We start from the raw sequence: 25,554 nt of genomic DNA, 5'->3' as shown, positions 1-25,554 counted from the left end.
CCCTCGCGGCGGGCCCGCTCGGCCAGCTTCACGACGTTCTCGACCAGCTGAGTCGGCGGGGTGACCTTGGCCAGGAACGCCTTCTGGAGCTGCTTGCCGGCGCCGGTCGCGTCCTTCAGCACACCACCGGCCATACCGGCCATGAACGCGCCGCCGAACACCAGCAGCATCGAGGGGATCAGGATGATGGAGGCCGGTGAGCCGCCCTCGAGGATCTGAACGGTGAAGACGATGATCAGTGAAACAACTACACCGACGATGGTTGAGATGTCCATCAGCGTTCCTTCCGGTGCAGCGGAAGCACCTTGGCGTCGTGGTCTTGGTCGTCCGTGGACGACATGGCAACTGGCGCAGGCTCAGCCTCTAGGCGACTCGCTTGGGCGATAAGCGAGGCGCGGTAGTGGCGAACCGAGTCGATGAACTCGGGCACGGACTCGGCGACGATGTACTTGGTGCCGTCGACCAGCGTTACGACCGTGTCGGGCGTGCATTCCACACGCTCGATCAGGTCCGGATTCAGGGCGAACACGGCACCGTTTAGGCGAGTTACGAGGATCACTTACATCCGTCCTTGGGTGGTGGTGTGGTCCTGGCTGGTAGGCCGTCCGTGGCCCGCTTTCACATGTAACTTCGGCGACTTGACGGTTGCTGATGAGATCCAACCGGTCGCACTACGGGTGCAGCCGTTCGGCTAAAAACGGACGGCCGGGACAGGCACGTGAGTGCCCGTCCCGGCCGCCGGCCGGACTACTGCTGGTGGTGCTAGCGCTTCATGCTGACGAGCTCCTGGAGGAGCTCGTCGGAGGTCGTGATGACGCGGGAGTTCGCCTGGAAGCCCCGCTGGGCGATGACCAGGTTGGTGAACTCCTGTGCGAGGTCGACGTTCGACATCTCCAGTGCGCCGCTGATGACCTGACCCATGCCGGCACTGGCCGGCAGGCCCACTTGGGCGTAGCCGGAGTTGACCGTCGAGCGGTACGAGGAGTCACCGGTCTTCTCGAGACCGTTGACGTTCTTGAAGGTCGCCATGGCGATCTGCCCGAGGACTTGCTTCAGACCGTTGCTGTAGACGCCGATGATCTGGCCGGTGTCGGAGACGGTGTACGACAGCGACGTCAGTGCGCCGGCCGATTGGCCGTCGGTGTCGAAGACACGTGCGTCGGAGAGGCCCGAGAACGAGGTGATGTCACCGACGTCGACGGTGTAGTCGCCGAGTGTCAGCTCATCCTTCGCCACACCGGCGCCGTCGGTCGACTTGCCCTTCTCGAAGTTCATCGTCGTGGTGCCGATCGGGGTGGCGGTGGTCATGTCGGCGCCCTCCGCGAAGAGGTCCACCGTCCAGGCCGAGGTGTCGGCGACGTTGTCGTTCGCCGTCCGGCTGAACCTCGCCGTCACCGTGTGGGTCGCGCCCTGCGCGTCGTACACCTTGACCGGGATGGTCGTGGTGTAGTTCAGGCCGGAGTTGTCGGGATCCGTCGAGTTCGGGACGTCGTCGCTGCTCAGGTTGCCCTTGAGGGTGACCGTCGAGGTCGCCTTGGGTGGGATCGTGCTGCCCAGCGGCATCGTGATGTCACCCGGCTTGCCGGCGGCGTTGACCACGCCGTCCTCCGCGGTCCAGCCCTGCACCGGCTCGCCGGTGGCGGTGGTCAGCAGGCCGTTTCCGTCGAAGGAGAACGAACCCGCCCTCGTGTACAGGTTTTCGCCGCCGCTGCGGGTGATGAAGAAGCCGTCGCCCTGGATCATCATGTCGCCGGATCGGCCGGTGGTCTCCTGCGAGCCCTGGGCCCAGTTGGAGAGGATGCCGGCGTTACGCACACCGAGGCCGACCTGGGCCGGGTTGGTGCCACCCTGGCCGTTCTGCGGAGCACCGGCCGCGCCCAGCATCTGGCTGAGCGTGTCCTGGAACTGCACGGTGCTCGCCTTGTAGCCGACGGTGTTGACGTTGGCGATGTTGTTACCGGTGACGTCCATCATCTGCTGGTGCGCGTGCAGGCCGCTGATGCCGGAGTAGAGAGAACGCAGCATGAATCGATGTCCTTTGCGGAGTCGGGAAGGCCGATCAGGCGGTCGCTGGACCGGATGCCGGCTTGGCCTTGTCGGCCTCCGGCTTGGGCGCAGGCGGGCTGGTCATACCGGCGAGGCCGGTGGGACCAGCGGTGGCGACGGTGCCGCCGGTCGCCTGACCCAGTGTCTGGACTTCCATGACCTTGGACAGCTGCACATCCGTGTTCCCGACCCGAAGCATCGGTTCGCTGTCTCCGTTGAGCTTTGCCGCCGAGACGACGCCGGTCTGCCGGCCGCCGTTCTCGTCCATGTAGGTGACCTCGTGCCCGACCAGGCTGCTCACGCCGATCATGCGCTGTGACTTGAGCATGTCGGCGATGTCGCCGAGCTTCTCGACCTGGGTGAACTGCGCGGTCTGCGCCAGGAACTGGGTCGAGTCGGCCGGGTTGCTGGGGTCCTGATACTTGAGCTGTGCCACGAGCAGCTTGAGGAAGGTGTCCTTGTCCCCAAGGTCCTTTGCCTTGTCCCCGATACTCTTCGAGGGCGTTGGGGCATTTGCTCCCGTAACACCCGAATTTCCCGATATTCCCGAGGTCGGCGAGGTCATAACAGCTCCTGTCCGTTTGCTTCGCTCGACCTAAGCTTCGGCGGCCCCCAATTTTTTCTTAGGCCGTCCACAACCCCGCCGCCTCCTTGACCGGACTGAAGGCTCAACAAAAAGAAATCGCGGGCCCGCCGAAGCGGACCCGCGATGCATTCTCTGCTGGTGGAGCTGTCAGGGCGCGAGAGACAGGCTGAACTTTCCCTTGCCGTACCGGTTGACCTCGACCAGGAGGTCCACCCGGCGGCCGAGCGCCATCAGATGCGCCCGGGCGTCCGCCGGCAGCGGATCGCCGGGGTAGACCACCTGGTACATCTTGATGTGCGGGCCACCCTCCCGGTTGAGCAGGCTGGTCAGCACGTTGCAGAGCTCGAAGACGTTCTCGGCGAGGTTGGGGAACAACTTCTTCTCGTCGATGCTGTCCTCGGCCGCACCGGCCGGCATCAGGCCGAGCGCGGCGCCCGCGTTGGCCGACAGGGAGAGATCCATACCCATGACGCCGTAGATGTTCTGTGCGGTGTCGGTGAAAATCGCGACCGTCGCCGTCGCGATCTCCTCAGCGGAGATCGGATCGCCGGGGCTGACGGTCACTTCTCGGCCGAGCAGGTCCTCGAAGAGGTTGCGAACGGCCACTGTGCCAGGAAGAACCGATACGTCGGACATGTCTTAATCATCCCAAAATCGGAGCGAATACCTCGTCGAATCGCTCAGCCGAGAAGGGCTTCACGATGAAAAAGAGTGCACCGGCAGCGTCCGCCTGGTCTTTCATCTCAGGCGTGCTCTCCGACGTCACAAAACCGAACTTCACGGCGTTACCCGCTGCCCGAAGCTGACGAAGTACCTCAATACCGGTCATTTCGGGCATATTCCAGTCGGACAACACCAGATCAGGGTTCTCTGACTTGGTCATGTCGAATGCTTCCCGGCCGTTCGTGGCCTCGATCAGATCGTGGTCCCCGAAGCCGGCCTGCCGCAGCGTGCGGACCACGATCTGCCGCATGACCCGACTGTCGTCGGCGATGAGAATCTTCATGCGCCGTCCTCCTCACTGTTCTCCGCGCGGCTATGCCACATGGAAATGGACACGGGTTCGTCTTCCCAGAGGCCGTAGACGCCCCCGATCCGCTCGGTATTCGGATACCGGGCCGACGACTCGGGAGCCAGGACAACCTGGGGCAGGGAGAGAAGGGCGCCGGGCGGCAGCATCGCCTTGACGTTGCCGCCGACGATGTTGGCGAGTTCGCCGAGCACGTCGGACATGTCGTCCTCGCTCACCTCGTCCGGTTCCATGGCCAGGAACGCGGCAGCGGCGCGACGAGCCGCCAAGGTGGAGCAGGCGTAGACCAGATGCCCGGTCCAGGAACCGTTGATGGAGACCGAGGAATGCACCTCAGAGGGCTGGTGCTCGTCGTACGTCGGGATCAGCGGGTTGATGCCCTCCGGATCCAGGTACGACTCCCAGACTTGTCCTACCATCTCGGCGAGGTCGTCCTCATTGACCTCGACTTCGACACTCATGAGTTCGCTCCGGTCGGGACGAGGCCCAGCAGGGCCAGCTTTTCGATCATCGCGCCCTCGGTGAAGGGCTTGATCACGTACTCGTGGGCGCCCGCGGCGAGCGCACGCACGATCTGGCTCTGTTCGCTCTCAGTGGTGACCATGACCAGCGTCATCTCCCGCAGACGCGGATCGGCGCGGACGTGGATGACGAACTCGAGCCCGTTCATGTTGGGCATGTTCCAGTCGATGAGGGCCAGATCCGGCACCTCGGGCATGTCGGCGAGCAGGTCGATAGCCTCCTTGCCGTCGCCTGCTTCCACCGCATCGAAGTTCAGCTTCGTGACAATGCGCTTGAGGATCATGCGCATCGCGCGGGAGTCGTCGATCACCATGGCGCGCATCGCGGCGTCATCCCCTTCTCGGAGCGCCCGCGGGCACCCCGTTACGGACTCGGTAGGCAGAGGTGCGGCCGGCGGCCACCCGCTCGTAGTTGTCGTCGATCCCGATGGTCGTCTCGGCCGCGCCGAGGAAAAGCCATCCGTCGGGGCGGAGAAGCTTGGCCGCGTTCTGCAACACGGTCCGCTTCGTCGCGACATCGAAATAGATCAGGACGTTGCGCAGGAAGACGATGTCGAAGGGCTGCATCGCCGGCAGCGGCGCGGTCAGGTTCATCAGCCGGAACGAGACGTTCTTGCGCAGCTGCGCGGTGATCCGCCAGTGCGCGCCGGCCCGCTCGAAGTACTGCACCAGCTGCTGAGCCGGCAGGCCGCGGTTGACCTCGACCTGGCTGTACTCGGCCGCTTCGGCCCGCTTGACCATCTCGGTGGAGATGTCGGTTCCCATGATCTCGTACGACCAGCCCGGCGGCAGGTTCTCCTGCAGCGTGATGGCCAGGCTGTAGGCCTCCTGGCCGCTCGAGCTGGCGGCCGACCAGACCCGGATCTTGCGGGTCGAGGCACGGGCCTTGACCAGTTCGGGCAGCACCACGTCGGTGAGAGCCATGAACGGCTCCCGGTCGCGGAACCACGAGGTCTCGTTGGTGGTGAGCGCGTCGATGATCCGGCGCTGGTTCGCCGGGTTCGGCCGGCGCTGGAGGTCGGCGAGGAACTCGTTGACGTTCGCCGCCCCGACCGCCCGGGCCACCGGAATCAGCCGCGCTTCCACCAGGTATTCCTTGCCCGGGGCGAGCACGATCGAGGCTTCCTTGCGGACCAGCGTCGAGACGTAGGTGAATTCGGCCTGCGAGAGAGTCATCGCGCCACCGCCGCCGACCGGCCGGTCTTCACCCGGCTGATCAGGTGCGCGGCGATCCGGTCCAGCGGCAGGATCTCGTCCGCCAAACCGGCACCGACCACGGCACCCGGCATACCCCACACCACCGAGGTGGCCTCATCCTGGGCCAATATCTCGGCACCTGCGTCTCTCAGCACCTTCGCACCACCTCGTCCGTCATGTCCCATTCCGGTAAGTACGGTGGCATAGGCAGATGCCCCGTAGAGAGCCGCGACGGACCGGAACATGACGTCCACGGCCGGGCGGCAGGAGTTCTCCGGCGGCGCGCTGCTGAGCTGCGTCAGCGTCGCCGTTCCCCGGCGATGCAGCACCAGATGCGAGTCGCCGGGGGCGATGTACGCCCATCCGGCTTGCAGTTCCATCCCGTCGGTGGCCTCGACCACGTGCAGCGGTGTGCTGCGGTCCAGGCGTTCCGCGAACATCCGGGTGAAGACGGGTGGCATGTGTTGTGTGATCACGATCGGCACCGGGATGTCGGCCGGAATTCCGGTCAGCACCCTGGTGAGCGCGTCCGGGCCGCCGGTGGACGAGCCGATCGCCAGGATGTCGACCTTCCCGCCGGGCGTACCCCGCTTGGCCGGGCGAGCAGGCGGTCCGGCCGGCGCCGCGCCCGGACGGCCGGGCGGCCCGGCCGGCGGAAGACCCGCCCGCGGTGGCGCGGCACCCGGGCGAAGCCGGGTCGGCGCGGCGGCACCCGGACGGCCGGGGGGACCGGCCGGCGCACCTGCCGCGCGCCGCTTACCGCCCAGCGCATGGATCTTCGGGACCAGCTCGCTCCGGACCGCCGCGATGGACTCGTTCACCGAGCCGACGTTGCTCGGCTTGGTGACGTAGTCCGTCGCGCCCGCCGCGAGAGCCTCCAAAGTGGCCGACGCACCCGCCGCGGAGAGCGTGCTGAACATGATCACGGGGATCTGTTTGTGCCGCTTGCGCAGTTCCCGGACCGCTTCGATGCCGTCCATCTGGGGCATCTCGATGTCCATCGTGATCACGTCAGGCTTGAGCTGATCGATCTTCGCCTGGGCCAGCAGACCGTTGGAGGCCGTACCGACGACCTCAATGTTCTCCGCGCCGCCCAGGGCGTCGACGATGAGCCGACGAACCACGACCGAGTCGTCGACGACCAGCACCGTAATCATCCGACCACCTCCTTCACCCGAGCCACGCCGGGCCCAATGCCGCGACTACTGGTGCGAGTAGCCGATGCGCGGTGGAGGTGTCCAAGAGGTCACGTACCACCAGCGCCTGCACCGCACCGCTGAGCATGTTCCAGACCCCGCCGGCCCGGTCGGCCAGCGGAATGTCGGCCGTATCGACGGCCTGTACCAACAGCATCTGCGCCGCGGCGGCGGTGCGGACCCGATCCGAGAGATACGCGGCCCAGGAGGCCGAGTGGACGGCCGGGGACCAGCCACCCGCATTCCGGCGCGCATCCTCCGCCGAGGTGGCGAGCCGGTTCACGTCCTTGGACCGCAGCGAGCGCAGCCGGTCCAGCAGGGCCGACACCACGTAGTGATGCGGGCCCAGGTCGATCGGGGCGCCGGTCGGCAGCTTGCGCATCGCCGACACCCAGCCGGCGCCGAGCATTCGGCGCGAGTCGGTGTCCAGCACCTCGCGGAGGTAACTGGCAACCGCGGCATCACACAGCAGCGCCGTGGCGGCCGCCGCCGTCTCGCTCTGCTGCGCATCCCGGCCCGTCCCGGACCAGGTCCAGGCCATCACGTCGTAGCGCAGGCAGGTGAGCAAGGCGTCGACCGAACCGATCGGCGCCCGCTCGACCAGTGCCAGGCTGCCGGCCGGGTCTTCCTTCGACATGCCCTTGAGCGACGGCATCCGGCGCGCCGCGCTCTCCACCTCCACCCACAGCGGCCCCCGGATTCCTTCGTCCGGCAGCCGGTCGGCGAGGACGTGCAGATCGTCCTTCTGCAACCGCAGGCCACGCAGCACCACCTCGGCCGTCGCCGACCCGCCGGCCAGGCGGGTCAGGTCGAAGCCGAGCACCGGGGCGCTGACCAGGCTGTACATCAGGTGGTTGCGCGGTACGTGTCGACGGCCTGGTTGACGTCGAGGGCCAGCATCAGCCGTCCGTCCAGCTTGAACGTGCCGACCACGAGCTCCCGGGTCGGCCCGCTGAGCGTGTCCGGCGGCGGCTCGAACCGCTCGTCGTCCAGGTCGACCACCTCGCCGATCTTGTCGACCAGGAGGCTGACCGGCTCACCGTCGCCGCGCAGGATCACGTTCATCACCGGGCCCTGCAGCGCCTTACGGGCCATGCCCAGCTGGACCCGCAGGTCCACCGCCGCGATCACCTGACCGCGCAGGTTGAACAGCCCGCCGACGGCCGGCGGCGCGAGCGGCACCGGGGTGTACTCGTTGTACGAGAGCACCTCCTGCACCGTGTCCACCTCGACGCCGAAGAGCTGACCGGCCACCTCGAAGGTGGCGAACTGTCGGCTCGCCATCTCAGGCCTCCACCAGCATCTCGTCGTTCTCCAGGTCGGAGTAGAAGTTCGGGTCGGCGGCGAGGATCGCGCGGCGGACGTCGAGCAGCTCGGTCACCCGCTGCTGGATGACCGCGGTGCCGACCAGGCCGTCCTCCTCCGCGTCCCGGCGGGCCGTGGTGGAGTTCTCGGCGATGTCCACGATCCGGTCGACCACCAGTGCCACGCTGCGACCGCCCTCGCTGTAGACCACCACCGACACGGTGTCGCCCTCGGGCTCTTCGCCGTACGCCCCGAGCAGGTGCGACAGCCGCACCAGCGGCAGGATCTGCCCGCGGTACTGCACGACCTCGCGGGAGCCGGCGTGCTCGATCCGCTCGCGCGGGAACTCCTCGAGCCGGGTGACCGTATCCAGCGGGATCGCGACCCGCCGCTCACCGACCGCGGTGACCAGCAGCCGTTCTCCGGTGCCGGCGGCGGCGTTGGCCCGCGACGAGCCCTCGAGACTCTTCCGATCAGCGTCGGCGGTCAGGTGGCTACGCCGGGCGAGCGAGGACACGTCCAGGATCAGGCCGACCTTGCCGTCGCCCAGAATGGTGGCGCCGGCGTACAGCCCGATGTCCTTGAATCGGCTGTTGAGGGCCTTGACCACGACCTCTTCGGTGTTCAGCACCCGGTCCACGACCAGGCCGAACCGGCGGCCGTCGGCCTGCAGCACCATGATGTAGACACCCTGGTCGCCGCCGACGTCAAGGCCGAGCGTCCGGTCCAGTCGGACCAGCGGGAGCAGCTTGCCGCGCAGCCGGTAGACGGGCGCGCCGGAGGCGTACTCGATCTTGGTGGAATTGCCGTCGATGAAGACCAATTCCAAGACCGCAACCTGGGGTACGACGTAGCGCTGCTCGCCGCAGTCGACGGTGAGTGCCTGGATGATGGCCAGGGTCAGCGGGATGGTGAGCCGCCAGACCGTGCCCTCGCCGGGCGTCGAGTCGACGCTGACCGCGCCGCCGATGTTCTCGATGTTGGTCTTCACGACGTCCATGCCCACGCCGCGGCCGGACACGTTGGTGACCTTGGCAGCGGTGGAGAAGCCCGGCTGGAAGACCATTGCCATGATGTCGCGCTTGTCCATGTTGGGGACCTGTTCCGCGCGCAGCAGGCCTTTCTCCACGGCCTTCTGGGCGATGCGATCCACGTCCAGGCCTGCGCCGTCGTCGGCGACCTCGACCGCGACGTGCCCGCCCTCGTGGTAAGCGCGCAGGGTCAGCGTGCCCTCGGGGCCCTTGCCCGCCGCGATCCGGCGCTCCGGGTCCTCGATGCCGTGGTCGACCGCGTTGCGCACGAGGTGGGTCAGCGGGTCCTTGACCGCCTCGAGCAGACTCCGGTCGAGCTCGGTCTCCTTGCCCTGCATGACCAGCTCGACCTTCTTGCCGAGCGAGTTGCTCAGGTCCCGGATGACTCGGGGAAGCTTCGACCAGATGTGCTCGATGGGCTGCATCCGGGTCTTCATGATGCCCTCTTGCAGCTCGCTCGTGATCATGCCGAGCCGCTGCGCGCTGCGCACCAGGGTCGCGTCGCCGATCTCCATCACGCCCCGGACCAGCTGGTTCCGGGCCAGGACGAGCTCGCCGACCATGTTCAGCAGGGTGTCGAGCAGGTCGACGTCGACCCGGATCGCGCTGTCCGCGATGCTGCGCTTCGGCGCCTGCTGCTGCAGCGCCTCGTTGACGGCGGCCGGCTTGGCCTTACCCTCCTCGAGGAGGATCGTGCCGAGCTTGCGCTCGTCCCCCTCGAGCTGCTGGGCCAGCGCCGAACCGACGTCCTGCGGCTGCGCGCCGCCCGACTCGACCAGCAGCTCGCCGATCGGCTTGCGCTGCTCCTCGACCGGCTCGGGCTCGGGCCGGACCGCGGGCGGCGCTTCCTCGAGCGGCACCGGCGTCTCGGCCGCGGTCTCCGCGGTCTCCGCGGTCTCCGCGGGCGCCTCGGCGGCCGGCGCGGCCGCGGCCTCGGCCGCCGCTTCGCCGGCGTTCATCTGCGCGTGCACCTGGGCGAGAATGCTGTCGATGTCGACGTCGTTCTCGGTGCCGTTCTCCTCGATCGAGGAGAGGATCGACCGGACCCCGTCGATCATCGCGAGCAGGACCGTGATCGTCGCGGGGGTGACCGGCTGCACGCCGTCGCGCAGCTTGGAGAGCAGTGACTCACCACCATGGGCGAGCTTCTCCAGCCTGCTGAAGGCCAGGAAGCCGCTGGTGCCCTTGATCGTGTGGATCGCCCGGAAGATCCGGGAAATCAGATCCCGGGAGTTCGGCTCCTGCTCGAGGGCGACCAGGTCGCGGTCGATCTGGTCCAGGTTCTCGTGGCTCTCCAGAAGGAATTCAGCAACGATTTCACCAAGGTCTTCCACGCTTACTTACCTCCTGCTCGGCTTCCACAGCTCTCATCGACGGTTGCATCCGTCACCTGAGCAATCAGGACTCGCCGCCGGGGCGGCGGTAGCGGTAGCCGAATCCTCGGACCGATTCGATGGGCGATTCGTCCGGGTCTGACCACCCGAGCTTGCGCCGCAGCCGCAGTACGGCAAATTTCACGCGTTCCTGACCGATACCGGTCGGGTCGTCCCACGCCTGAGTCAGCAGCTGATTGGGGCTCAGAACCGCGCCGGCGTGCCGAACCAGCGCATTGAGCAGGCGGAACTCGGTCGGGGTCAGCCGTTTCTCGTCACCCTTGACGTACACCCGGCGCTTGGTCGGGTCGAGGTGCACGAGCCCGTCGTCGTAGACCTGGCTGGCCCAGCTGTTCTGCCCGCTGGAGGAGCGGCGCAGGAGCGCCTCGACCCGGGCGAGCAGTTCGTTGTTGGCGAACGGCTTGGTCAGGTAATCGTCGGCACCGCCGCGCAGGCCGCGTACCTTCTCGGCCTCCTGGCCGTGCGCGGTCAGCACGAGCACCGGTACGTCGGAGACGTCGCGCAGCCGCTCGAGCACCTGCCAGCCGTCCATCTCGGGCAGGCCGACGTCGAGCACCACCAGATCGGGATGCTCGGCGTACGCCTCCTTCAGACCGGTACGGCCGTCACCGGCATGTGCCACCTCGTAGCCCGCCCGGCTGAACAGCAGCCGTAGGGCGAGCGCGATGTCCGGGTCGTCCTCGACGACGAGAAGGCGACTCATCGTGTCCTCACCCTGGCCCCACCCCTCGCTGCACACGGCTGTCCGCCGGGCTCACCGGAGGCGGCCCGTCGAAGAAGTCAGCGTCTTGCTCGGCGTTGCTCGCACGACAGCGGGCAACGGATTTAACCGCGCAAAGCCACGATAGCGTGATGTCACGGTCTATTTACGGACAGTGACAGTTTAGCGGGCTATCCGGCCAGCGGGGGCGGTCCGCACGTTTCCGGAATCGAGGGACGGGCCGACGCACTCGGCCATCCCACCAGCCTGACACTTTTGCGTACGCCGATACCGGTTTCCGCCAAATAAGGGACATACGCCCAAAGAACGGCTGCGATATACCTAGGTGGGCGACTCGGCCCCACCCGGACCCGGGAGGCACTGGTGTTACGACGTCTCGCCCTGCTCGCAGCCGCGCCCACGGCGCTGCTCGCGGTCGGAACGCCGGCCCAGGCCCGAGTCCCGGCACCACCGCTCCCGGCGAACGCGCCGGCCGCCGCGCTCACCCCGGCCCAGCTGATGTCCGAGGTCGTGACGAAGACCAACCAGGAACGCCGGGCCAACGGGTGCGGCAAGCTCGACGTCGACCTGGAACTGACCATCGCCTCCATCCGGCAGAGCCTCTACATGGCCCGGACCGGCCAGTTCACCCACGTATGGAAGGACGGCACGACGTTCGTGGCCCGCTCGCACGCGGCCGGTTACGCGCAGCCGTCCGGCGAGAACATCGCCTGGGGTTACCGCACCTCGGAGGAGGTACTGGACGCCTGGATGGCCAGCCCGGACCACCGGGAGAACATCCTCAACTGCAGCGCCCGCTCGATCGGCACCGGCGTCGCCTACGGCAACAACGGCCTGCCGTACTACACCCAGGTCTTCGGCTACGAGTAAACCACCACCGGCCCCGCCACCTCCTTGACCGGACTGAAGACCTTCACAGTTCGCAGTTGATCAGGACCGGCTCCGGGTGCAGCTCGATGCCGAACTTCTCGAGGACCCCGTCGCGGATGGTCCTCGCCAGGTCGAGCAGGGCCGTGGTCGTGCCGTCGCCGCGGTTGGTCAGCGCCAGGGTGTGCTTGGTGGAGATCGAGACGCCGTCGCCGGCGAAGCCCTTCGGGAAGCCCGCGTGCTCGATCAGCCAGGCCGCCGGGAGCTTGACGCTGCCGTCCTGGCCGGGCCAGTGCGGCGCCTGCTCCAGCCCGAGTGACGCCCAGCGCGCGGCGGTGACCACCGGATTGGTGAAGAAGGAACCCACCGACCAGGTGTCCCTGTCGTCCGGGTCGAGCACCATGCCCTTGCCCGCGCGCAGTTTCAGCACGGTGTCGCGGGCCTGGCGCAGGGAGACCCGGTCGCCGGCCTCGGTGCCCAGGCTGCGGGCCAGCTCGGCGTAGCGGATGGGCGCCGACTCGTCCGCGACCGCGAGCCGGAAGTCGACGTGCAGCACCAGGTAGCGGTCGCTGTACTTGAAGACGCTGGAGCGGTACGCGAAGGCGCACTCGGCGGCCGACATCGCCCGGACGGTGTCCTGCTCCCGGTCGTAGGCGTGCACGGCGACGATCGTGTCGGCGACCTCCGACCCGTACGCTCCGACGTTCTGGATCGGGGTGGCGCCGGCCGAACCGGGGATGCCGGACAGGAACTCGAGGCCGGACCAGCCGTTCGTCACCGCGTACTCCACGAAGTCGTCCCAGACCTCGCCCGCGGCGACCCGTACCGTGATGGTCCCGGCCTGTTGGCCGACCACCTCTATGCCGCGGGCGCGCAGCAGCAGCACCTCGCCGGCGAAGCCGGCATCGCCGATCACGACGTTGCTGCCGCCGGCCAGCACGAGGACCGGGCGACCCTCGGCCGAGGCATTACGCAGGGTAGTGACCGCTTGGTCCGTTTCGGCGGCTACCGTCAAGGTGCCGGGCTCGCCCCCGAGGCGTAGCGTCGTGTACGCCGCGAGGGGTGAATTCGCGGGTGCGTCGGTTTGGCGGTCGCGACTAACGTCAGGCACGACGTTCACCCTAGGCTCAAGGCGCCGGGGCACTCATCGGCGGTCCGATGGAGTGGGAGAGAATCGCGATGAACAGGCTGCACGCGACCAAGGAGTTCTGGCTCGCCGCCCTTCGGGCCGACAGCCCCGCGCTGCAGGACGCGGTGGCGCAGGCCGGCCCGTCCGCCGAGGTGCCCCACTGCCCCGGCTGGACCTGCGCCGATCTGGTCGAGCACATCACGACCCTGATGCACTGGGTGCGCGAGACGGTGCCGCGCGGCGTCACCAGCGGCCCGACCACCGCGCCGGTGCGCCAGGGCGAGCGCCCCGAGTGGGACGTCGCGCTCGACGAGCTGCGCCGCGAGCTGACCGGCACGATCGAGACCCTCGAGGCCGTCGAGGCCGACTTCCCGGCGTGGAACTGGGCGCCGCAGGCCAAGCAGGCCGGTTTCTGGCACCGCCGGATGGCCCACGAGGTCTCGGTGCACCGCTGGGATGCGGAGGCCGCGGCCGGCCGCCCCACGCCGATCGAGACCAAGCTGGCGGCCGACGGGGTGAGCGAGGTGCTCGACACCTGGCTGCCGGCCGGCCGGCGGAAAGGCCCCACCGACCTGCACGGCGTCGTGCACCTGGTGGCCGGCGACGCGGGCTACGAGTGGTTCGTGCGGCTGCGCGGTGCCGGGGTGTCGCTGCTCGACACCAGCACGATTCTGGACTCCGACGACCATCACGCGCGGGCTCAGGCGACCGGCCCGGCCAGCGACCTGCTGCTCGCCCTGATGGGCCGGTTGCGGATGGAACGCCTGGTAGTGACCGGTGATCCTCGCCTGATCTCGGCCTTGCGGACCGGCTGACCCGTTTAAATTCGTCTTACCGGCGGTTCGTGCTGGCCACTTGGGCCCCTATGATTAACCGGTTAAGTGACTTCGCGAACACACTTCGCAACACCAGGAAGCGGGGAACGCATGACGGCAACCGTCACGTCCACGTCGGCGCAGCCGGCCCTCGCCGGGATCACCTTCCCCGACGGCTTCGTCTGGGGCGCGGCCACCGCGTCGTACCAGATCGAGGGCGCGGCGCGGGAAGACGGTCGCGGCGAGTCCATCTGGGACACCTTCAGCCGTGAGCCGGGCCGGGTCTACCGCGGGCACACCGGCGACGTGGCCTGCGATCACTACCACCGCTACGTCGACGACGTGGCGCTGATGGCAGATCTCGGTCTCGCGTCGTACCGGTTCTCGATCGCATGGCCGCGCATCCAGCCCGACGGCACCGGCCCGGTGAACGTCAAGGGTCTGGACTTCTACGACCGGCTCACCGACGAACTGCTCGGTAAGGGCATCGACCCGGTGGTCACGCTCTACCACTGGGATCTGCCGCAGACCCTGGAAGACCTCGGTGGCTGGGCCAACCGGCTCACCGCGGAGGCCTTCGGCGAGTACGCCCAGATCGTCTACGGCCGGCTCGGCGACCGGGTCGGCACCTGGACCACGCTCAACGAGCCGTGGTGCTCGGCCTACCTGGGCTACTCCAGCGGCCGGCACGCGCCCGGCAAGCAGGACCCGGCGGCGACCTTCGCGGCCGTGCATCACCTCCTGCTCGGCCACGGCCTGGCGGCTCGTGCGCTGCGCTCGGCCGGCGCCCGCAGCGTCAGCATCACGCTCAACCCGTCCGCGGTCTTCCCGGTCGACCCGGACAACGCGGCCGACCGCGAGGCCGTCCGGATCATCGACGGGCTGTCCAACCGGGTCTTCTTCGATCCGCTGCTGAAAGGGCAATACCCGGCCGACATGCTGGCCCACATGGCCCGGTTCACCGACCTGTCCTACATCCAGGACGGCGACCTCGCCACCATCAACGCCCCGATCGACGTACTGGGCGTCAACTTCTACATGCCGTCGTACGTCTCGGCGAAGCCCGGCGAGCCGGCCGCACCGGACCAGCCCGGCAGCGAGGGCATCGCGTTCCGCGCACCGAACGGCCCGGTCACCGACATGAACTGGCCGATCGAGCCGTCCGGCCTGACCCGCCTGCTCAAGCGCATCCACGACGACTACCCGGGCACCCCGATGCTGATCACCGAGAACGGCGCGGCATACCCCGAGGGCCCGGGCGCCGACGGGGAAGTGCACGACACCCGACGCATCGAGTATCTCGACGGCCACCTGCGGGCCTGCCATGATGCCTTGGCGGCCGGAGTCGATCTGCGTGGATACTTCGTCTGGTCGCTCATGGACAACTTCGAGTGGGCCGAGGGGTACGCGAAGCGCTTCGGGATCGTGCACGTCGACTACGCCACCCAGGAGCGGCGGCTCAAGGACAGCGCGAAGTGGTACCGGGAGGTGATCCGCCGCAACGGCATCGCCGAGCCGGGAGAGAGCGAGGGGTGACCTGGTGGTGACGCGGGAACGACCGACCCTGGAGGCGGTGGCGCGACGCGCCGGAGTGTCCAGGGCGACCGTTTCCCGAGTCGTCAACGGTTCGACATCGGTGGCCGCCTCCATCCGTGAGGCGGTCACCCGGGCCGTCGAGGAGCTGGGCTACGTGCCGAACCAGGCCGCCCGCAGCCTCGTGACCCAACGCACCGAGTCGATCGCGCTGATCCTGCCGGAAACGGCGAACCGGGTCTTCTCCGACGATCTCTTCTTCCCGGCGATCATCCGCGGCGTCGGCGGCGAGCTCGAGGCCGCCGACAAGCAACTCGTGCTGATGATGGCCGGCTCGGCCAAGAGCCACGACCGCGTCGAGCGTTATGCCGTGGCCGGTCACGTGGACGGCGTCATGTTCGCGTCCATGCACGGCGCCGACCCGCTGCCCGGCACCCTGGTGCGGCTCGGCATCCCGGTGGTCTGCAGCGGCCGCCCGATCGGCGAGGCCGCCGTGCCGTACGTCGACGTCGACCACTTCGGCGGCGTCTGCTCGGCGGTGCGTCACCTGGTCGCGGCCGGCCGCCGCCGGATCGCCACCATCGCCGGCCCGCAGGACATGGTGGCCGGCATCGATCGGCTCGCCGGTTACCGCGCCACCCTCGAGGAGGCCGGTCTCGCCCAGCACGTGCAGATCGGCGACTTCACCCGCGAGTCCGGCATGCTGGCGATGCGCAAGCTGCTCGACGACGACCCGGCCCTCGACGCGGTCTTCGTGGCCTCCGACATGATGGCGCACGGCGCACTGACCGCCCTCAAGGACGCCGGTCGCCGGGTGCCCGCCGATGTCGCGGTGATCGGCTTCGACGACTTCGAGATCAGCCGCTACAGCGAGCCGCCGCTGACCACCGTGCGCCAGCCGATCGTGGAGATGGGCCGCACGATGGCCCGCCAGCTGCTCGGCCTGATCAACGACGAGCCGCACCTGCCGGACGCCGTGGTGCTACCGACCGAGCTGGTGATCCGCGAGAGTGCGTGACGGCTCCGCGGTCGGGTGACCCAGTGCGGTCCGAGCGAGCAGGGTGCCACCGGCCACCGCGGCCGGCATGAGCAGGACGGCGCCGAGCGGGATCAGGAAGCAGCAGAAGACGGCCACGCCGAAGCCGAGCGCGAGCGGCCGCTGCCCCTTGAGCGTGGCCCGCCGGGCGGCCAGTCGTTTACCGCGCCGCTGGAACGGCACGCCGGTCAGCTCGACGGCGAGCAGCCAGCCGCCGACCATCGCGCCCAGCACCGGGATCACCGTCTGCCCGACCACCGGCAGGAACCCGAGCACGAAGAGCGGGAGTCCGAACAGGATGGACAGCCCGATGAGCCGGAGCGAGTCGACCAGGCTGCGGCGCAGTGACTGCCAGAAAGTCACCTCGACCTCGTCGGGCACCCCGCCGAAGCGGTCCTCGACCAGTTCCGAGATGCGCTCGTAGAACGGGTCGCCGATGAGCAGCGTCACCGCCGTGAAGGTGAGGATGCCGAGCAGCACGGCCACTCCGAGCAGGCCGGCCCCGCCCAGCACCCGGGCCAGGTCACGCCAGCCCTCGGCCCAGTCGTCGGCGAACCAGGTGACGCCGCGGGACAGCCGCGGCAGGAAGTCGACCAGCGCGACCAGGCCGGCCGTGTAGAGGACGCCGGAGATCACCGCGGGTATCAGGCCGAGCACGAGCAGCCGAGGGCTGCGCAGGATCAGGCCGAGGCCACGGGCGAGCAGGGCGGCGCCCTGCAGGAACTGCCGAACAGCGGTCACGATCCGGGAGCTTATTGCCTGCCCGCCAGATCAGCATGCCGCCAGATCAGCATGCCGCCAGATCAGCCCGCCGCGGCACTGGGATCGGCCGAAGCCGAGGCGCTCGCCGACCCGGTCGGCACCGTGATCTCGGTGGGAGTCGGCACCGGTGGCTCGTTCAGCGGCGGCAGCGGCGGCGGCAGGGTGGACGCCGTCGTCGTCGGGATGACCGGTGGCGCCGTGGTGGCGGTGGGCGCCGCCGACGGTGCCGTGGCCGGTGGCAGTGCCGCAGCGGCCGATTGAGTAGGCCGCGCCGACAGTTTCACCGTGGTGACCGGACGAGCGGCGGCTCGTTCCGGGGCCGCGCCGACCGCACCGTTGCCGGCCGCGTTGCCGAGAGCACCGGTGCCGCCGGGCGCGCCGATGGAGGAGGGACCACGAGTGGGGGTCGCCAGGGTCCAGCCGATCGCCACGGAGATCGGCAGGCCGAGGGCCACCAGTCCGATAAAGATGGATTTAGGGGATAACCGCACGACCGGAACACCGCATCAGCGCGAAAAAGGTTACGGCCCAGCGGTCGGGAAGCAGCTTGATCAATGGCTCGGGCAGCCGGTAATGTCCGCAGGCCTCCGTCCATGTGGACGGACGAGCGGGTTACCTCGGGGGAGAAATGAACCGTCGCTCACTACCCGTCCTACTCGGCCTGGCGCTCACCGCCGGAGCCGTCTCGATCGCCTCGCCGGCGCACGCCGACGACCCGGTCAACACCCCACCCACCGCGTCGTACGCCCTGGACAGCACCGCCATCTGGGCCGGCCAGAGCGTCATCCTCACCGAAAGCGGCGTCACCGACGACACCACCGCGCCGGACGCCATCACCCGCACCGTCGACTGGGGAGACGGGACCACCGACGGCCGGTTCACCCACCAGTACCAGTCGACCGGCACCTTCGGAGTCAAGGTCACTCTGAACGACGGCGCCCTGGACGGCAGCGGCGTGTTCACCACCGGCTCCGCGGTCACGGTCACGACCTCCCCGGGCACCTACGCCTGGCAGAAGTCGCCGATCTACATCTTCCCGACCTACCAGGAGCAGGCCACCATGCTGGCCTCCGGGCTGCCGGCCACCGCCCAGGTGTGGAACGCCTGGGGCGACGGCGAGACCAGCCTGCTGAGGACCGGCACGTCGGCGACCGCCCGCCACTGGTTCGGCTACGGAACCTGGACGCCGAAGATCACCCTGCAGAACGGCCAGGGCAGGGCCACCGCGCGGGCCGCCAATCAGCTGACCGTGCTGGAGGACACCACCAGGCCGACCGTCTCGCTGACCGTCCCGGCCAGCCCCAACAAGGCCGCCTCCTGGGCGACCGTCCGGGGCCGGGCCGCCGACAGCGAGGCCGGCATCGACGTGGTCGGCGTCCAGTACTACAAGTACAACCAGACCACGATCTACTACTACAACTTCTCCACCGGCACCTGGGTGAAATACACCACCGGTCAGGCCCTGCCGTACACCGCGCAGGCGCTGCGCCCGGTCGACGCGGCCGGCAACTGGTCGGTGGCCGCCAAGGGCCTGGGCAAGGGCTGGACGTTCGAGGTCGACTACTACGCCTGGGACAAGGTCGGCAACATCTCCGACGACCACTACGTGGCTTACGCCCTGACCAGCTAGGAATTCAGGAACGACGAGATGCGCTCGCGGAGCTCGGACCGATTGGTCCAGAGCACCGCGGGCCGGTCGTAGACGTGCAACTCCGCACCCGGTAGCAGCCCGGCCAGTCGCTCGGCCCACGCTGCCGGGTGCACCTCGTCGCCCAGGCAGCCGAGCACCAGCGCCCGCCCGCGGAAGGCCGCCAGTTTCGACTCGTCGGGCACCGCCGGCTCGTGCCACAGTGTGGTCAGCTCGGGCGCCAGCCCGTCGGTCTGCAACTGCTCGACCCGCTGCCGCAGGAAGCTCCAGCCGGTCGGGGTGTTGCGCACGACCGTGGGCATCTCGGACTCCACGGCGGCGGCGATCGAGGCGGCCTCACCGGACTCGACGGCGGCCAGCAGGCGCTCCACCCGGGCCTCGGCCGCAGCCGGGCGGGTGCCGTCGAGCGGCGCCGGAAGGTAGAAGACCACCCGTTCGAACCGGTCGGGCGTCTCGCTGAGCAAGCGGGCCAGGGCACCGGCGCCCATGCTCACGCCGAGCGCTCGGGTGGCACCGGACAGGTCGGCCACCGCCCGCAGGTCCCCGGCGAGATCACCGAAGCTCCACGGCCCCGGCGGCGCGTCCGAGCGGCCGTGGCCGCGGAAGTGGAAGAACACCCGGCGCCCGGTCACCGCGCTGCCCAGCGGGCGGCTGCCGGCGATGTCGCCGCCGAGGCCGTGCGCGAAGACGGTGACCGGCTCACCCACCCCGGTGATCAGTTGCTCGAGGCGGACGCCGGACGTCGTGGCGACCAGCTCGGTCACCGGCGGGGGCAGGGTCGGCCGGCCCGAACGCGGGCCGGTGCGATCGGGGCGTTGCAGGCGTGGCCCGCCGTCCGGTGGCGGCGGACCGAACCGCCTCACCAGAAGCCTTTGCCGTCCGACAGGTCCTTGAGGCCGGGCCGGACGTCGAGCAGGTAGACCAGGGCGGCACCGATGCCGATCAGGCTGAAGATGCCGATCGGGCCGCTGAACAGCAGCGTGAGCACGATGCAGACGGCCAGGATCGCGGCCCAGGCACCCTTGGGCAGCGTGCCGATGGCTTGGAACCCGTCGCCCCGTTGGGTCAGGCAATGAATCAGCGCCACCGCTTGGACGATCAGCGAAAAGATCATGATGACCAGATCGATGTAGTCCCGGACGGCGCCGTAGAAGATGGGCGCGGAGTAGGCCATGTGAGAAGTCTATGACGCGGGCCCCGGCAACCGCCGGGGCCCGCTGATCATGTTTTACTCGGCGGCCGGCTTGGCGACGCGCTTGCGCGGCTTGGGGGCCGGCTTGGCGGCCTCGATGACCTTCGGCTCCTCGGTGGTCTCGATGTCGGCGTTGACCACGTCGGCGGCCTCGACGACACCGGAGCCGACGACCTTCTCGCCGCGGGCGACCAGCGCGGTGTACGCCGCGACGGCCCGGTCCTGGGCGATCTGGGCGATGGAGGTCGCCACGCTGGCGGCGTTACCCCGGAGGGCGTCGAAGTCGGTGGTGGACGCCTTCTCGCGGAGCTGGGCGGCCTTGACGTTGGCCTGCTCGTTGTAGACGCGCAGCGAGGCGGCGGCGCGCTCGCTCAGCTCGGTCACCACGGCCGGCAGCTTGCGCAGCTGCTGGACCGCGAGGTCACCGGCACCGGCGGCGGCGTAGAGCGGGGCGGGGATACGGGTGTTGGTCTGGTCGGTCATTTCGACTCCTCGGAGTTCGGGCTGGGCTCGGTCTCGGGCGCGTGCCGGATGTTCTCGTTACGGAACGTCTCGTAGATCTGCGACAGCGACTGCTTCTGGGCGATCGTGAGGTCCGGATCGACCGCGATCGCGGCCAGCACCCCCTGCTGACCCTCGCTGTCGAGCAGGCCGGCCCGCAAATACATCGCGGGCGTCGACACCCGCAGCGCGCTGGCGATCTGCTGCAACACCTCGGCACTCGGCTTGCGCAGGCCACGCTCGATCTGGCTGAGGTACGGATTGCTCACGCCCGCCTTGTCGGCGAGCTGGCGCAGCGAGATCTTCGCCGTCTGCCGCAGGTCACGGATGAAACTCCCGATGTCCTGAGGCAGATCCTTGGGGGTGGCCATGTCTCGACGCTAGCTCGGGGTGCTAGCTGTTGCAAGCAAAACGCTAACTACAGCTAGCGTGAAACGAGTCACCGTACGGGACGAACGTCGCCCACCGGTTCGCCGCCGCCCAGCACCAGCGCCTCGATCATCGGCACCGGCACCCCGAGCCGGCGCAGCTCGGCCAGCAGCACCGGGGTCCGGGCCCGGCTCGCGCCGTCGTCGACCTTGAGGGTGACCGCGCCGACACCGGGCACGGCCACCGCCACCACGCCCTCGGCGCCGCCCTTGGCCAGCAGGCCGGGCACCGCCTCCATCAGCACCGAGTCGTCCACGCCGGTGCCCGCGACCAGCACCGGATGCGCCCGCATGGCGTCCGCCACCCGCCGCTCGAACGTGCCCGGGGACGCCTCGACGAGCCGCCGGAACGCCCGGGCCAAACCGGTCAGCGACAGCGCGAAGCAGGGCGCGCCGCACCCGTCCACCCCGACCGCGGCGATCGGCTCGCCGGTGAGCTCGGTGACCGCCTCGGCCAGCGCTTTCTGCAGCGGGTGGTCCCGGTCCCGGTAGGTCTCGGTCGGCCAGCCGTTCGCCACGCAGGTGGCGAGCATCCCGGCGTGCTTGCCGGAGCAGTTCATCAGGATCCGCTCCCGGCCGCCCTGCTGCCGCAGCCAGTCGTCACGGGCCCGCTCGGCGAGGGGCAGGGCGGGCGGGCAGCGCAGGGCGCCCGGTTCCAGGCCGGCCGCCGCCAGGATCTCCCGCACCCGCCGGACGTGCAGCACCTCGCCGTAGTGGCTGGCGCTGATCATGGCGAGGTCGGACTCGTCCCGTGGCACCAGGCCGGCCCGCAGCATGCCGACGGTCTGCAACGGCTTCAGCGCCGATCGCGGGAAGATCGGCGTCGTCACGTCGCCGCGGCTCTCGCCGCCGTCGGCCAGCACCGCCACCGAGCCGTGGTGCACGCTCTCGACGAAGCCGGAACGCACCACCTCCGCGATGATCATCGGGTCGGTATGCCGAGCAGCTCGCGGGTCTCGGCGGTGGTCAGCGGCGGGCGCTGGGCCAGCTGGGCGAACCCGGCCGCCCGGGCCACCAGCTGCATGTTCGACTCGACCGCCTGGCCCTTCGCGTAGGTGACCGTGTCCTCCATGCCGACCCGCAGGTGACCGCCCGCCGACAGCGACGCCAGCATCACCGGGATGGTGCTGCGGCCGATACCGGTCGCCGAGAAGGTCGTCCCGGCCGGCAGGTCGCGGATCGCCTGCTCACAGGCGACCAGGGCGGCGGCCGTACCCGGCATCCCGCCCGGCACACCCATCACCAGGTCGACGTGCACGTGGCCACCGGCCGGCAGGCCATATCTCCCGAGCAGGCGCTGGAGCGTGGTGAGCTGGCCCAGGTCGAAGATCTCGTACTCCGGCACGATGCCCCGGTCCTGCATGCGGGTGTGCAGGTCGACGATGAACTCCCAGCGGTTCAGGAACACGCCGTCGCCGAAGTTGACCGTGCCCATCGTGCAGGAGGCCATCTCCGGGGCGGCGTAGAGCACGGCCAGCCGGTCCGACTCCGGGTCGGTCACCGCGCCGCCGCTCGACAGCTGGACGATCAGGTCGGTGGCCTCGCGGAGGCCGGTCACCGTGTCGCGCAGCCGGCCCTGGTCGAGGGTCGGCTGGGCGTCGGCGTCCCGGATGTGCACGTGGATGATCGAGGCGCCGAGCGCCTCGCACTCCTTGGCTGTCCGCACCAGCTCGTCGAGAGTGACAGGCAGGGCGGGTACGTCTTCTTTGGTGTTCTCCGCACCGGTCGGAGCAACGGTGATCACGGTCCCGGTCATGAGACGCATCCTGCCATTGCTTTTCAGGCCGGATCTATGGCCGCCATCGAATCCCCGACCTGAAGCGAAGCGTCGTCGGCCACGTTGCGCTTCAGCACGGCCAGGGCGATCAGGCCCAGCTCGTGGTGCCGGACCGCGGTGCCGATGAAGCCGACCTGGCGGTCGTCGAGGTTCACCGGGGTGCCCCGAACCGGCGGGTGGTCGGAGGCGATGCCGTCGAAGTGCAGCAGCACCAGCCGGCGCGGTGGGCGGCCGAGGTGGTGCACCCGGGCGACCGTCTCCTGACCGCGGTAGCAGCCCTTGTCGAGGTGCACGGCGGCGGCGATCAGGTCGGCCTCGGCCGGAATGGTGCGGTGGTCGGTCTCCCAGCCCAGGCGCGGCGTGCGGTGCTCCACCCGGATCGCCTCGTAGGCCCAGAGCCCGGCCTGCGGCACGCCCAGTTTCTCGATCACGGCCGTCTTGGCAGCGCGCGGCACCAGAAGATCAACACCAAGAGGAACCCGACGAGCCAGGCCACCCTCAAATTCCCGTACGGCATAAGTGCTCGTGGCGTGCCCCGGCAGCTCGCCGGCGGCGAATTTCGGGCCCGGCACCGCCGTCAGGCGGGGTTCCGCCAGATCGGGGAAGAGGTCGGCCGCACCCGGCCCGACCAGCGACAACACCGCGATCTCGGAGGTCGCGTCGCGGGGCTCGACCCGGGTGAAGAACCGCATCATCTCCAGGTATTTCAGCAGCCCCACCCCGGCGCCCGGCTCGGTGTCGAGCCACGCCGTCGTGCCGTCCTCGGTCACGTAGGCGTGCTGCTCGACGTGCCCGTTCGGCGAGAGGACCAGCAGCTCACTGCCCTGCTTGGCGGACAGGTCGGACAGATGCTGGGTGGTCAGGGTGTGCAGCCAACTGGCGCGCTCGTCGCCCGGCACCGCGATCACGTCGCGGTTCGAACGGTCGACCAGGCCGACGGCGGTGGCCAGGGTGCGTTGCTCCCGCATGGGGTCGCCGTAGTGCGCGGCCACCCCCGCATCGGCGGACGACGGATCGAGGTCCTCGACCATCACGACGGTCATCACAGCTCCTTGCAGTCGCCACAGACCCCGAAGAGCGAGACGTGGCCGACGTCCACCCGGAAGCCACGCTCCGCCAGCAGCCGATCGGTCACCGGCAGCATCACTGTCGGGTCTACCTCACTGATCGACCCACATCCACGGCAGACGAGGTGAACGTGCTGATCCTCACCCGCGGCGTGGTAGGTCGGCGAACCGTGCGACAGGTGGGTGTGGTTGACCAGCCCGAGCTCTTCGAGCAGCTCAAGGGTGCGATAGACGGTGGTGATGTTGACCCCGGCGACCCGCTCACGGACCGCGGTGTGCACCTGCTCGGGCGTGGCGTGCCCGAGACCGTGCACAGCCTCCAGGATGAGCTGGCGCTGTGGCGTGAGCCGCAGCCCGCGCTCACGGAGCATTTCGGCTAGCGATGTGGCGGACACGTTACGAGCATAGTTCGGCTCGTGGTTACGCTCCGCCCGTGACCGACCGAGTTCTGGTCTCGCCGGCCGAGTTGTTCGGCGACGGCGTCTTCGAGACCGTTCACCTGCGTCCGGACGGCCCCTGGCTGCTAGATCAACATCTGGCCCGGCTGTCCCGCTCGGCCGCCCGGCTGGGTTTCACCGCCTCGACCGACGAGGCCGCGGCACGGGTCGCGGCATTACCGCCGGTAATCACGGAGAGCGCACTCCGGATCATCCAGACCCGGGAATCACTGCACGTGACGGTCTCGCCGATCCCCGACTCGGTCCGCCGCGAGCGGCGATCCGGCATCCGGGTGCTCAGCGCGGCCGTCGGCCCGCGACCGCCGTGGTCGCTGTCCGCGGCCAAAACCCTGTCCTACGGACCGAACTTCGCCGCCCGGCGATGGGCGCAGGCTCAGGGAGGCGACGATTGCTTGTGGGTTTCGCTTGACGGGTACGCGCTGGAAGCCCCGACCGCGTCACTGGTCTGGCTGGCGGGCGAGGAGCTGTGTTCCGTACCCCCGGAAGAGGCCGGCATCCTGGCCGGCACCACCGCCGCCGAGCTGTTGTCCCGCGCCGGGTCGGCGGGCCTCCGGCCCGTTTTCCGCATGATCACGCTGGACGAGCTGGCCAGGGCGGACGCGATCTGGTTCGCCTCCGCCCTGCGCGGTCTCGCCGAAGTGATCTCGCTCGACGGGGTGGCCCGGGCTCGTTCGCCCTGGTCGCCCCGCCTGTCGGCGCTGCTCGGCTATTAGCCGCCGATGCGCAGCAGCCGGGCCGACATGTGCGGGCGCAGGCCGCTCTCGCCGACCGCGACCTCGTGCGCGTAGAGCAGCGCGGCGTCGACGATGCCGAAGAGCCGGTGCGCACCGGTCAACTGCAGGCCGGACGGCGTGTATGCGATCGCGTCGGCCTCCATCTCCAGCCGGGTCGGGCCGATCGTCTTGCCGAGGTAGATCTCGGCGGTCCCCTCCGGGGTGACGATCGTGGCCTCCATCTCGTCGGTGGCCCGGCCGTCGTTGAGCACCGGCCGCCAGAATCCGGTCTCGAACAGCCACTCACCGGCCGGCTTGGAGTCCTCGTCGAGCAGCCAGGACCGAGCCTCGAAGCGCAGGAACGGCCGGCCGTCGTGGCTGATCCGGATCTCCTGCGCGAAGTCGTAGTCGTGGTCCGCCGGGAAACCGCCCTGCCCGCGCCCACGCCACAGCCCCACGAACGGCAGCAGCCCGAGCAGCGCCGGATGCAGGTCAGCGCCCTTGCGCAGGTCGTGGGTGTCCTCGTACGGGTACGCCTCCACCGGCGGGGCGTTCAGCCACGGCGGCGGCCCGAGAGGATTGTCCGACTCGTCACTCACTC

The 25,554-nt window shown here is 69.2% G+C and carries 31 protein-coding genes and 1 pseudogene; 6 read left to right on the top strand and 26 right to left on the bottom strand.

What is annotated here, in order from left to right; genetic code table 11:
* From Ato02nite_RS26940 to Ato02nite_RS26875, 14 genes are all read right to left on the bottom strand, one after another.
* Window positions 1-275: motility-associated protein (locus tag Ato02nite_RS26940; RefSeq protein ID WP_369076927.1), on the bottom strand; the 275-nt coding region annotated here is incomplete at its 3' end.
* Window positions 275-559 (bottom strand): flagellar FlbD family protein, encoded by a 285-nt coding sequence (locus tag Ato02nite_RS26935; RefSeq protein ID WP_213009411.1) that lies wholly within the window; start codon window positions 557-559, stop codon window positions 275-277. The genes Ato02nite_RS26940 and Ato02nite_RS26935, both read right to left, overlap by 1 nt.
* A gap of 203 nt (window positions 560-762) precedes the next feature.
* Window positions 763-2,025 (bottom strand): flagellar hook protein FlgE, encoded by a 1,263-nt coding sequence (locus Ato02nite_RS26930; RefSeq protein ID WP_213009410.1) that lies wholly within the window; start codon window positions 2,023-2,025, stop codon window positions 763-765.
* A gap of 34 nt (window positions 2,026-2,059) precedes the next feature.
* Entirely contained in the window at window positions 2,060-2,611 is a 552-nt protein-coding gene (locus Ato02nite_RS26925) for a flagellar hook assembly protein FlgD (protein ID WP_213009409.1), read from the bottom strand.
* A 168-nt stretch (window positions 2,612-2,779) separates the two neighbouring features.
* The gene (locus tag Ato02nite_RS26920) at window positions 2,780-3,268 is read right to left on the bottom strand and encodes a hypothetical protein (RefSeq protein WP_213009408.1); all 489 of its coding nucleotides are present in this window, start codon (window positions 3,266-3,268) and stop codon (window positions 2,780-2,782) included.
* Window positions 3,269-3,275: 7 nt separating this feature from the next.
* The gene (locus Ato02nite_RS26915; RefSeq protein WP_203812095.1) at window positions 3,276-3,638 is read right to left on the bottom strand and encodes a response regulator; all 363 of its coding nucleotides are present in this window, start codon (window positions 3,636-3,638) and stop codon (window positions 3,276-3,278) included.
* Window positions 3,635-4,123: a chemotaxis protein CheX gene (locus Ato02nite_RS26910; RefSeq protein WP_213009407.1), complete on the bottom strand. Its 489-nt coding sequence runs from the start codon at window positions 4,121-4,123 to the stop codon at window positions 3,635-3,637. Before Ato02nite_RS26910 ends, Ato02nite_RS26915 begins: the two co-directional genes overlap by 4 nt.
* A complete protein-coding gene (locus Ato02nite_RS26905) occupies window positions 4,120-4,497 on the bottom strand; it encodes a response regulator (protein ID WP_246607441.1) in 378 nt (125 codons plus the stop codon). Before Ato02nite_RS26905 ends, Ato02nite_RS26910 begins: the two co-directional genes overlap by 4 nt.
* A gap of 16 nt (window positions 4,498-4,513) precedes the next feature.
* On the bottom strand, window positions 4,514-5,359 hold the full coding sequence (locus Ato02nite_RS26900; protein ID WP_213009405.1) for a CheR family methyltransferase: 846 nt from the start codon (window positions 5,357-5,359) through the stop codon (window positions 4,514-4,516).
* Window positions 5,356-6,537 carry a protein-glutamate methylesterase/protein-glutamine glutaminase gene (locus Ato02nite_RS26895; RefSeq protein WP_213009404.1) on the bottom strand — a complete coding sequence of 394 codons (1,182 nt, stop codon included), beginning with the start codon at window positions 6,535-6,537 and terminating at the stop codon, window positions 5,356-5,358. Before Ato02nite_RS26895 ends, Ato02nite_RS26900 begins: the two co-directional genes overlap by 4 nt.
* Window positions 6,538-6,550: 13 nt before the next feature.
* Window positions 6,551-7,423, bottom strand: a complete 873-nt coding sequence (locus tag Ato02nite_RS26890) for a hypothetical protein (RefSeq protein ID WP_213009403.1) — start codon at window positions 7,421-7,423, stop codon at window positions 6,551-6,553.
* Window positions 7,423-7,860: a chemotaxis protein CheW gene (locus tag Ato02nite_RS26885; protein ID WP_203812089.1), complete on the bottom strand. Its 438-nt coding sequence runs from the start codon at window positions 7,858-7,860 to the stop codon at window positions 7,423-7,425. Before Ato02nite_RS26885 ends, Ato02nite_RS26890 begins: the two co-directional genes overlap by 1 nt.
* Window position 7,861: 1 nt before the next feature.
* A complete protein-coding gene (locus tag Ato02nite_RS26880) occupies window positions 7,862-10,246 on the bottom strand; it encodes a chemotaxis protein CheW (protein WP_213009402.1) in 2,385 nt (794 codons plus the stop codon).
* 64 nt (window positions 10,247-10,310) lie between these two features.
* On the bottom strand, window positions 10,311-11,009 hold the full coding sequence (locus tag Ato02nite_RS26875; RefSeq protein WP_020513053.1) for a response regulator transcription factor: 699 nt from the start codon (window positions 11,007-11,009) through the stop codon (window positions 10,311-10,313).
* Between the two features lie 381 nt (window positions 11,010-11,390).
* On the opposite strand from Ato02nite_RS26875, the gene Ato02nite_RS26870 reads away from it, so the two are divergent.
* Window positions 11,391-11,897 carry a CAP domain-containing protein gene (locus Ato02nite_RS26870; protein ID WP_213009401.1) on the top strand — a complete coding sequence of 169 codons (507 nt, stop codon included), beginning with the start codon at window positions 11,391-11,393 and terminating at the stop codon, window positions 11,895-11,897.
* A 43-nt stretch (window positions 11,898-11,940) separates the two neighbouring features.
* Here Ato02nite_RS26870 and Ato02nite_RS26865 read toward each other — a convergent pair whose 3' ends face one another.
* Window positions 11,941-13,005, bottom strand: a complete 1,065-nt coding sequence (locus Ato02nite_RS26865) for a UDP-N-acetylmuramate dehydrogenase (RefSeq protein ID WP_438873075.1) — start codon at window positions 13,003-13,005, stop codon at window positions 11,941-11,943.
* Window positions 13,006-13,073: 68 nt separating this feature from the next.
* Between Ato02nite_RS26865 and Ato02nite_RS26860 the strand changes: the two genes are divergently transcribed.
* The 3 genes from Ato02nite_RS26860 to Ato02nite_RS26850 all read left to right on the top strand — a co-directional run bounded on the left by Ato02nite_RS26860 (window position 13,074) and on the right by Ato02nite_RS26850 (window position 16,389).
* Window positions 13,074-13,838, top strand: coding sequence for a maleylpyruvate isomerase family mycothiol-dependent enzyme (locus Ato02nite_RS26860; protein ID WP_213009399.1), 765 nt, complete (start codon window positions 13,074-13,076; stop codon window positions 13,836-13,838).
* A 111-nt stretch (window positions 13,839-13,949) separates the two neighbouring features.
* A complete protein-coding gene (locus Ato02nite_RS26855; RefSeq protein ID WP_213009398.1) occupies window positions 13,950-15,374 on the top strand; it encodes a GH1 family beta-glucosidase in 1,425 nt (474 codons plus the stop codon).
* A 4-nt stretch (window positions 15,375-15,378) separates the two neighbouring features.
* A complete protein-coding gene (locus tag Ato02nite_RS26850) occupies window positions 15,379-16,389 on the top strand; it encodes a LacI family DNA-binding transcriptional regulator (protein WP_213009397.1) in 1,011 nt (336 codons plus the stop codon).
* Here the strand turns inward: Ato02nite_RS26850 and Ato02nite_RS26845 are convergent.
* Both Ato02nite_RS26845 and Ato02nite_RS26840 read right to left on the bottom strand, forming a co-directional pair.
* Complete coding sequence (locus tag Ato02nite_RS26845) at window positions 16,354-17,148, bottom strand: EI24 domain-containing protein (RefSeq protein WP_213009396.1); 795 nt, start codon at window positions 17,146-17,148, stop codon at window positions 16,354-16,356. The two genes, Ato02nite_RS26850 and Ato02nite_RS26845, sit on opposite strands and share 36 nt — an antisense overlap.
* A 62-nt stretch (window positions 17,149-17,210) precedes the next feature.
* Window positions 17,211-17,624 carry a hypothetical protein gene (locus Ato02nite_RS26840; protein WP_213009395.1) on the bottom strand — a complete coding sequence of 138 codons (414 nt, stop codon included), beginning with the start codon at window positions 17,622-17,624 and terminating at the stop codon, window positions 17,211-17,213.
* A 173-nt stretch (window positions 17,625-17,797) separates the two neighbouring features.
* Here Ato02nite_RS26840 and Ato02nite_RS26835 point away from each other — a divergent pair, with 173 nt between their 5' ends.
* The gene (locus Ato02nite_RS26835) at window positions 17,798-18,799 is read left to right on the top strand and encodes a hypothetical protein (RefSeq protein ID WP_213009394.1); all 1,002 of its coding nucleotides are present in this window, start codon (window positions 17,798-17,800) and stop codon (window positions 18,797-18,799) included.
* On the opposite strand, the gene Ato02nite_RS26830 is transcribed toward Ato02nite_RS26835, so the two are convergent.
* From Ato02nite_RS26830 to Ato02nite_RS26795, 8 genes and pseudogenes are all read right to left on the bottom strand, one after another.
* Window positions 18,796-19,680: an alpha/beta fold hydrolase gene (locus tag Ato02nite_RS26830; protein ID WP_213009393.1), complete on the bottom strand. Its 885-nt coding sequence runs from the start codon at window positions 19,678-19,680 to the stop codon at window positions 18,796-18,798. The two genes, Ato02nite_RS26835 and Ato02nite_RS26830, sit on opposite strands and share 4 nt — an antisense overlap.
* Window positions 19,677-19,991 (bottom strand): DUF2516 family protein, encoded by a 315-nt coding sequence (locus Ato02nite_RS26825; RefSeq protein WP_213009392.1) that lies wholly within the window; start codon window positions 19,989-19,991, stop codon window positions 19,677-19,679. The genes Ato02nite_RS26830 and Ato02nite_RS26825 overlap by 4 nt, the downstream gene beginning before the upstream one ends.
* 54 nt (window positions 19,992-20,045) lie before the next feature.
* The gene (locus Ato02nite_RS26820) at window positions 20,046-20,492 is read right to left on the bottom strand and encodes a hypothetical protein (RefSeq protein WP_213009391.1); all 447 of its coding nucleotides are present in this window, start codon (window positions 20,490-20,492) and stop codon (window positions 20,046-20,048) included.
* 29 nt (window positions 20,493-20,521) lie between these two features.
* Window positions 20,522-20,881 (bottom strand): annotated as a pseudogene (locus tag Ato02nite_RS26815) (helix-turn-helix domain-containing protein); the annotation flags it as partial.
* A 68-nt stretch (window positions 20,882-20,949) separates the two neighbouring features.
* Window positions 20,950-21,864, bottom strand: a complete 915-nt coding sequence (locus Ato02nite_RS26810) for an asparaginase (RefSeq protein ID WP_213009389.1) — start codon at window positions 21,862-21,864, stop codon at window positions 20,950-20,952.
* Window positions 21,861-22,703, bottom strand: a complete 843-nt coding sequence (locus Ato02nite_RS26805; protein ID WP_213009388.1) for a beta-keto acid cleavage family enzyme — start codon at window positions 22,701-22,703, stop codon at window positions 21,861-21,863. The genes Ato02nite_RS26810 and Ato02nite_RS26805 overlap by 4 nt, the downstream gene beginning before the upstream one ends.
* Before the next feature lie 14 nt (window positions 22,704-22,717).
* Complete coding sequence (ygfZ, locus tag Ato02nite_RS26800) at window positions 22,718-23,758, bottom strand: CAF17-like 4Fe-4S cluster assembly/insertion protein YgfZ (protein ID WP_213009387.1); 1,041 nt, start codon at window positions 23,756-23,758, stop codon at window positions 22,718-22,720.
* The gene (locus tag Ato02nite_RS26795) at window positions 23,758-24,153 is read right to left on the bottom strand and encodes a Fur family transcriptional regulator (RefSeq protein ID WP_213009423.1); all 396 of its coding nucleotides are present in this window, start codon (window positions 24,151-24,153) and stop codon (window positions 23,758-23,760) included. Before Ato02nite_RS26795 ends, ygfZ begins: the two co-directional genes overlap by 1 nt.
* A 62-nt stretch (window positions 24,154-24,215) precedes the next feature.
* Here Ato02nite_RS26795 and Ato02nite_RS26790 point away from each other — a divergent pair, with 62 nt between their 5' ends.
* A complete protein-coding gene (locus tag Ato02nite_RS26790; RefSeq protein WP_213009386.1) occupies window positions 24,216-24,953 on the top strand; it encodes an aminotransferase class IV in 738 nt (245 codons plus the stop codon).
* Here the strand turns inward: Ato02nite_RS26790 and Ato02nite_RS26785 are convergent.
* Window positions 24,950-25,552 carry a heme-binding beta-barrel domain-containing protein gene (locus Ato02nite_RS26785; protein WP_213009385.1) on the bottom strand — a complete coding sequence of 201 codons (603 nt, stop codon included), beginning with the start codon at window positions 25,550-25,552 and terminating at the stop codon, window positions 24,950-24,952. The genes Ato02nite_RS26790 and Ato02nite_RS26785 overlap by 4 nt on opposite strands.
* Between the last annotated feature and the right edge of the window lie 2 nt (window positions 25,553-25,554).

The sequence above is a fragment of the Paractinoplanes toevensis genome, assembly GCF_018332695.1.
Classification (GTDB): domain Bacteria; phylum Actinomycetota; class Actinomycetes; order Mycobacteriales; family Micromonosporaceae; genus Actinoplanes; species Actinoplanes toevensis.
Note: the sequence above shows the minus strand (reverse complement) of the source record. Positions and strands in the feature narration are given on the sequence as shown.

Bases quoted from the DNA above. Each gene is read 5' to 3' on its own strand.
- Ato02nite_RS26930 (WP_213009410.1), bottom strand. From the start codon at position 2,025: ATGCTGCGTTCTCTCTACTCCGGCATCAGCGGCCTGCACGCGCACCAG.
- Ato02nite_RS26925 (WP_213009409.1), bottom strand. From the start codon at position 2,611: ATGACCTCGCCGACCTCGGGAATATCGGGAAATTCGGGTGTTACGGGA.
- Ato02nite_RS26920 (WP_213009408.1), bottom strand. From the start codon at position 3,268: ATGTCCGACGTATCGGTTCTTCCTGGCACAGTGGCCGTTCGCAACCTC.
- Ato02nite_RS26915 (WP_203812095.1), bottom strand. From the start codon at position 3,638: ATGAAGATTCTCATCGCCGACGACAGTCGGGTCATGCGGCAGATCGTG.
- Ato02nite_RS26910 (WP_213009407.1), bottom strand. From the start codon at position 4,123: ATGAGTGTCGAAGTCGAGGTCAATGAGGACGACCTCGCCGAGATGGTA.
- Ato02nite_RS26905 (WP_246607441.1), bottom strand. From the start codon at position 4,497: ATGGTGATCGACGACTCCCGCGCGATGCGCATGATCCTCAAGCGCATT.
- Ato02nite_RS26900 (WP_213009405.1), bottom strand. From the start codon at position 5,359: ATGACTCTCTCGCAGGCCGAATTCACCTACGTCTCGACGCTGGTCCGC.
- Ato02nite_RS26895 (WP_213009404.1), bottom strand. From the start codon at position 6,537: ATGATTACGGTGCTGGTCGTCGACGACTCGGTCGTGGTTCGTCGGCTC.
- Ato02nite_RS26890 (WP_213009403.1), bottom strand. From the start codon at position 7,423: ATGTACAGCCTGGTCAGCGCCCCGGTGCTCGGCTTCGACCTGACCCGC.
- Ato02nite_RS26885 (WP_203812089.1), bottom strand. From the start codon at position 7,860: ATGGCGAGCCGACAGTTCGCCACCTTCGAGGTGGCCGGTCAGCTCTTC.
- Ato02nite_RS26875 (WP_020513053.1), bottom strand. From the start codon at position 11,009: ATGAGTCGCCTTCTCGTCGTCGAGGACGACCCGGACATCGCGCTCGCC.
- Ato02nite_RS26860 (WP_213009399.1), top strand. From the start codon at position 13,074: ATGAACAGGCTGCACGCGACCAAGGAGTTCTGGCTCGCCGCCCTTCGG.
- Ato02nite_RS26855 (WP_213009398.1), top strand. From the start codon at position 13,950: ATGACGGCAACCGTCACGTCCACGTCGGCGCAGCCGGCCCTCGCCGGG.
- Ato02nite_RS26835 (WP_213009394.1), top strand. From the start codon at position 17,798: ATGAACCGTCGCTCACTACCCGTCCTACTCGGCCTGGCGCTCACCGCC.
- Ato02nite_RS26825 (WP_213009392.1), bottom strand. From the start codon at position 19,991: ATGGCCTACTCCGCGCCCATCTTCTACGGCGCCGTCCGGGACTACATC.
- Ato02nite_RS26820 (WP_213009391.1), bottom strand. From the start codon at position 20,492: ATGACCGACCAGACCAACACCCGTATCCCCGCCCCGCTCTACGCCGCC.
- Ato02nite_RS26810 (WP_213009389.1), bottom strand. From the start codon at position 21,864: ATGATCATCGCGGAGGTGGTGCGTTCCGGCTTCGTCGAGAGCGTGCAC.
- Ato02nite_RS26805 (WP_213009388.1), bottom strand. From the start codon at position 22,703: ATGCGTCTCATGACCGGGACCGTGATCACCGTTGCTCCGACCGGTGCG.
- ygfZ (WP_213009387.1), bottom strand. From the start codon at position 23,758: ATGACCGTCGTGATGGTCGAGGACCTCGATCCGTCGTCCGCCGATGCG.
- Ato02nite_RS26795 (WP_213009423.1), bottom strand. From the start codon at position 24,153: ATGCTCCGTGAGCGCGGGCTGCGGCTCACGCCACAGCGCCAGCTCATC.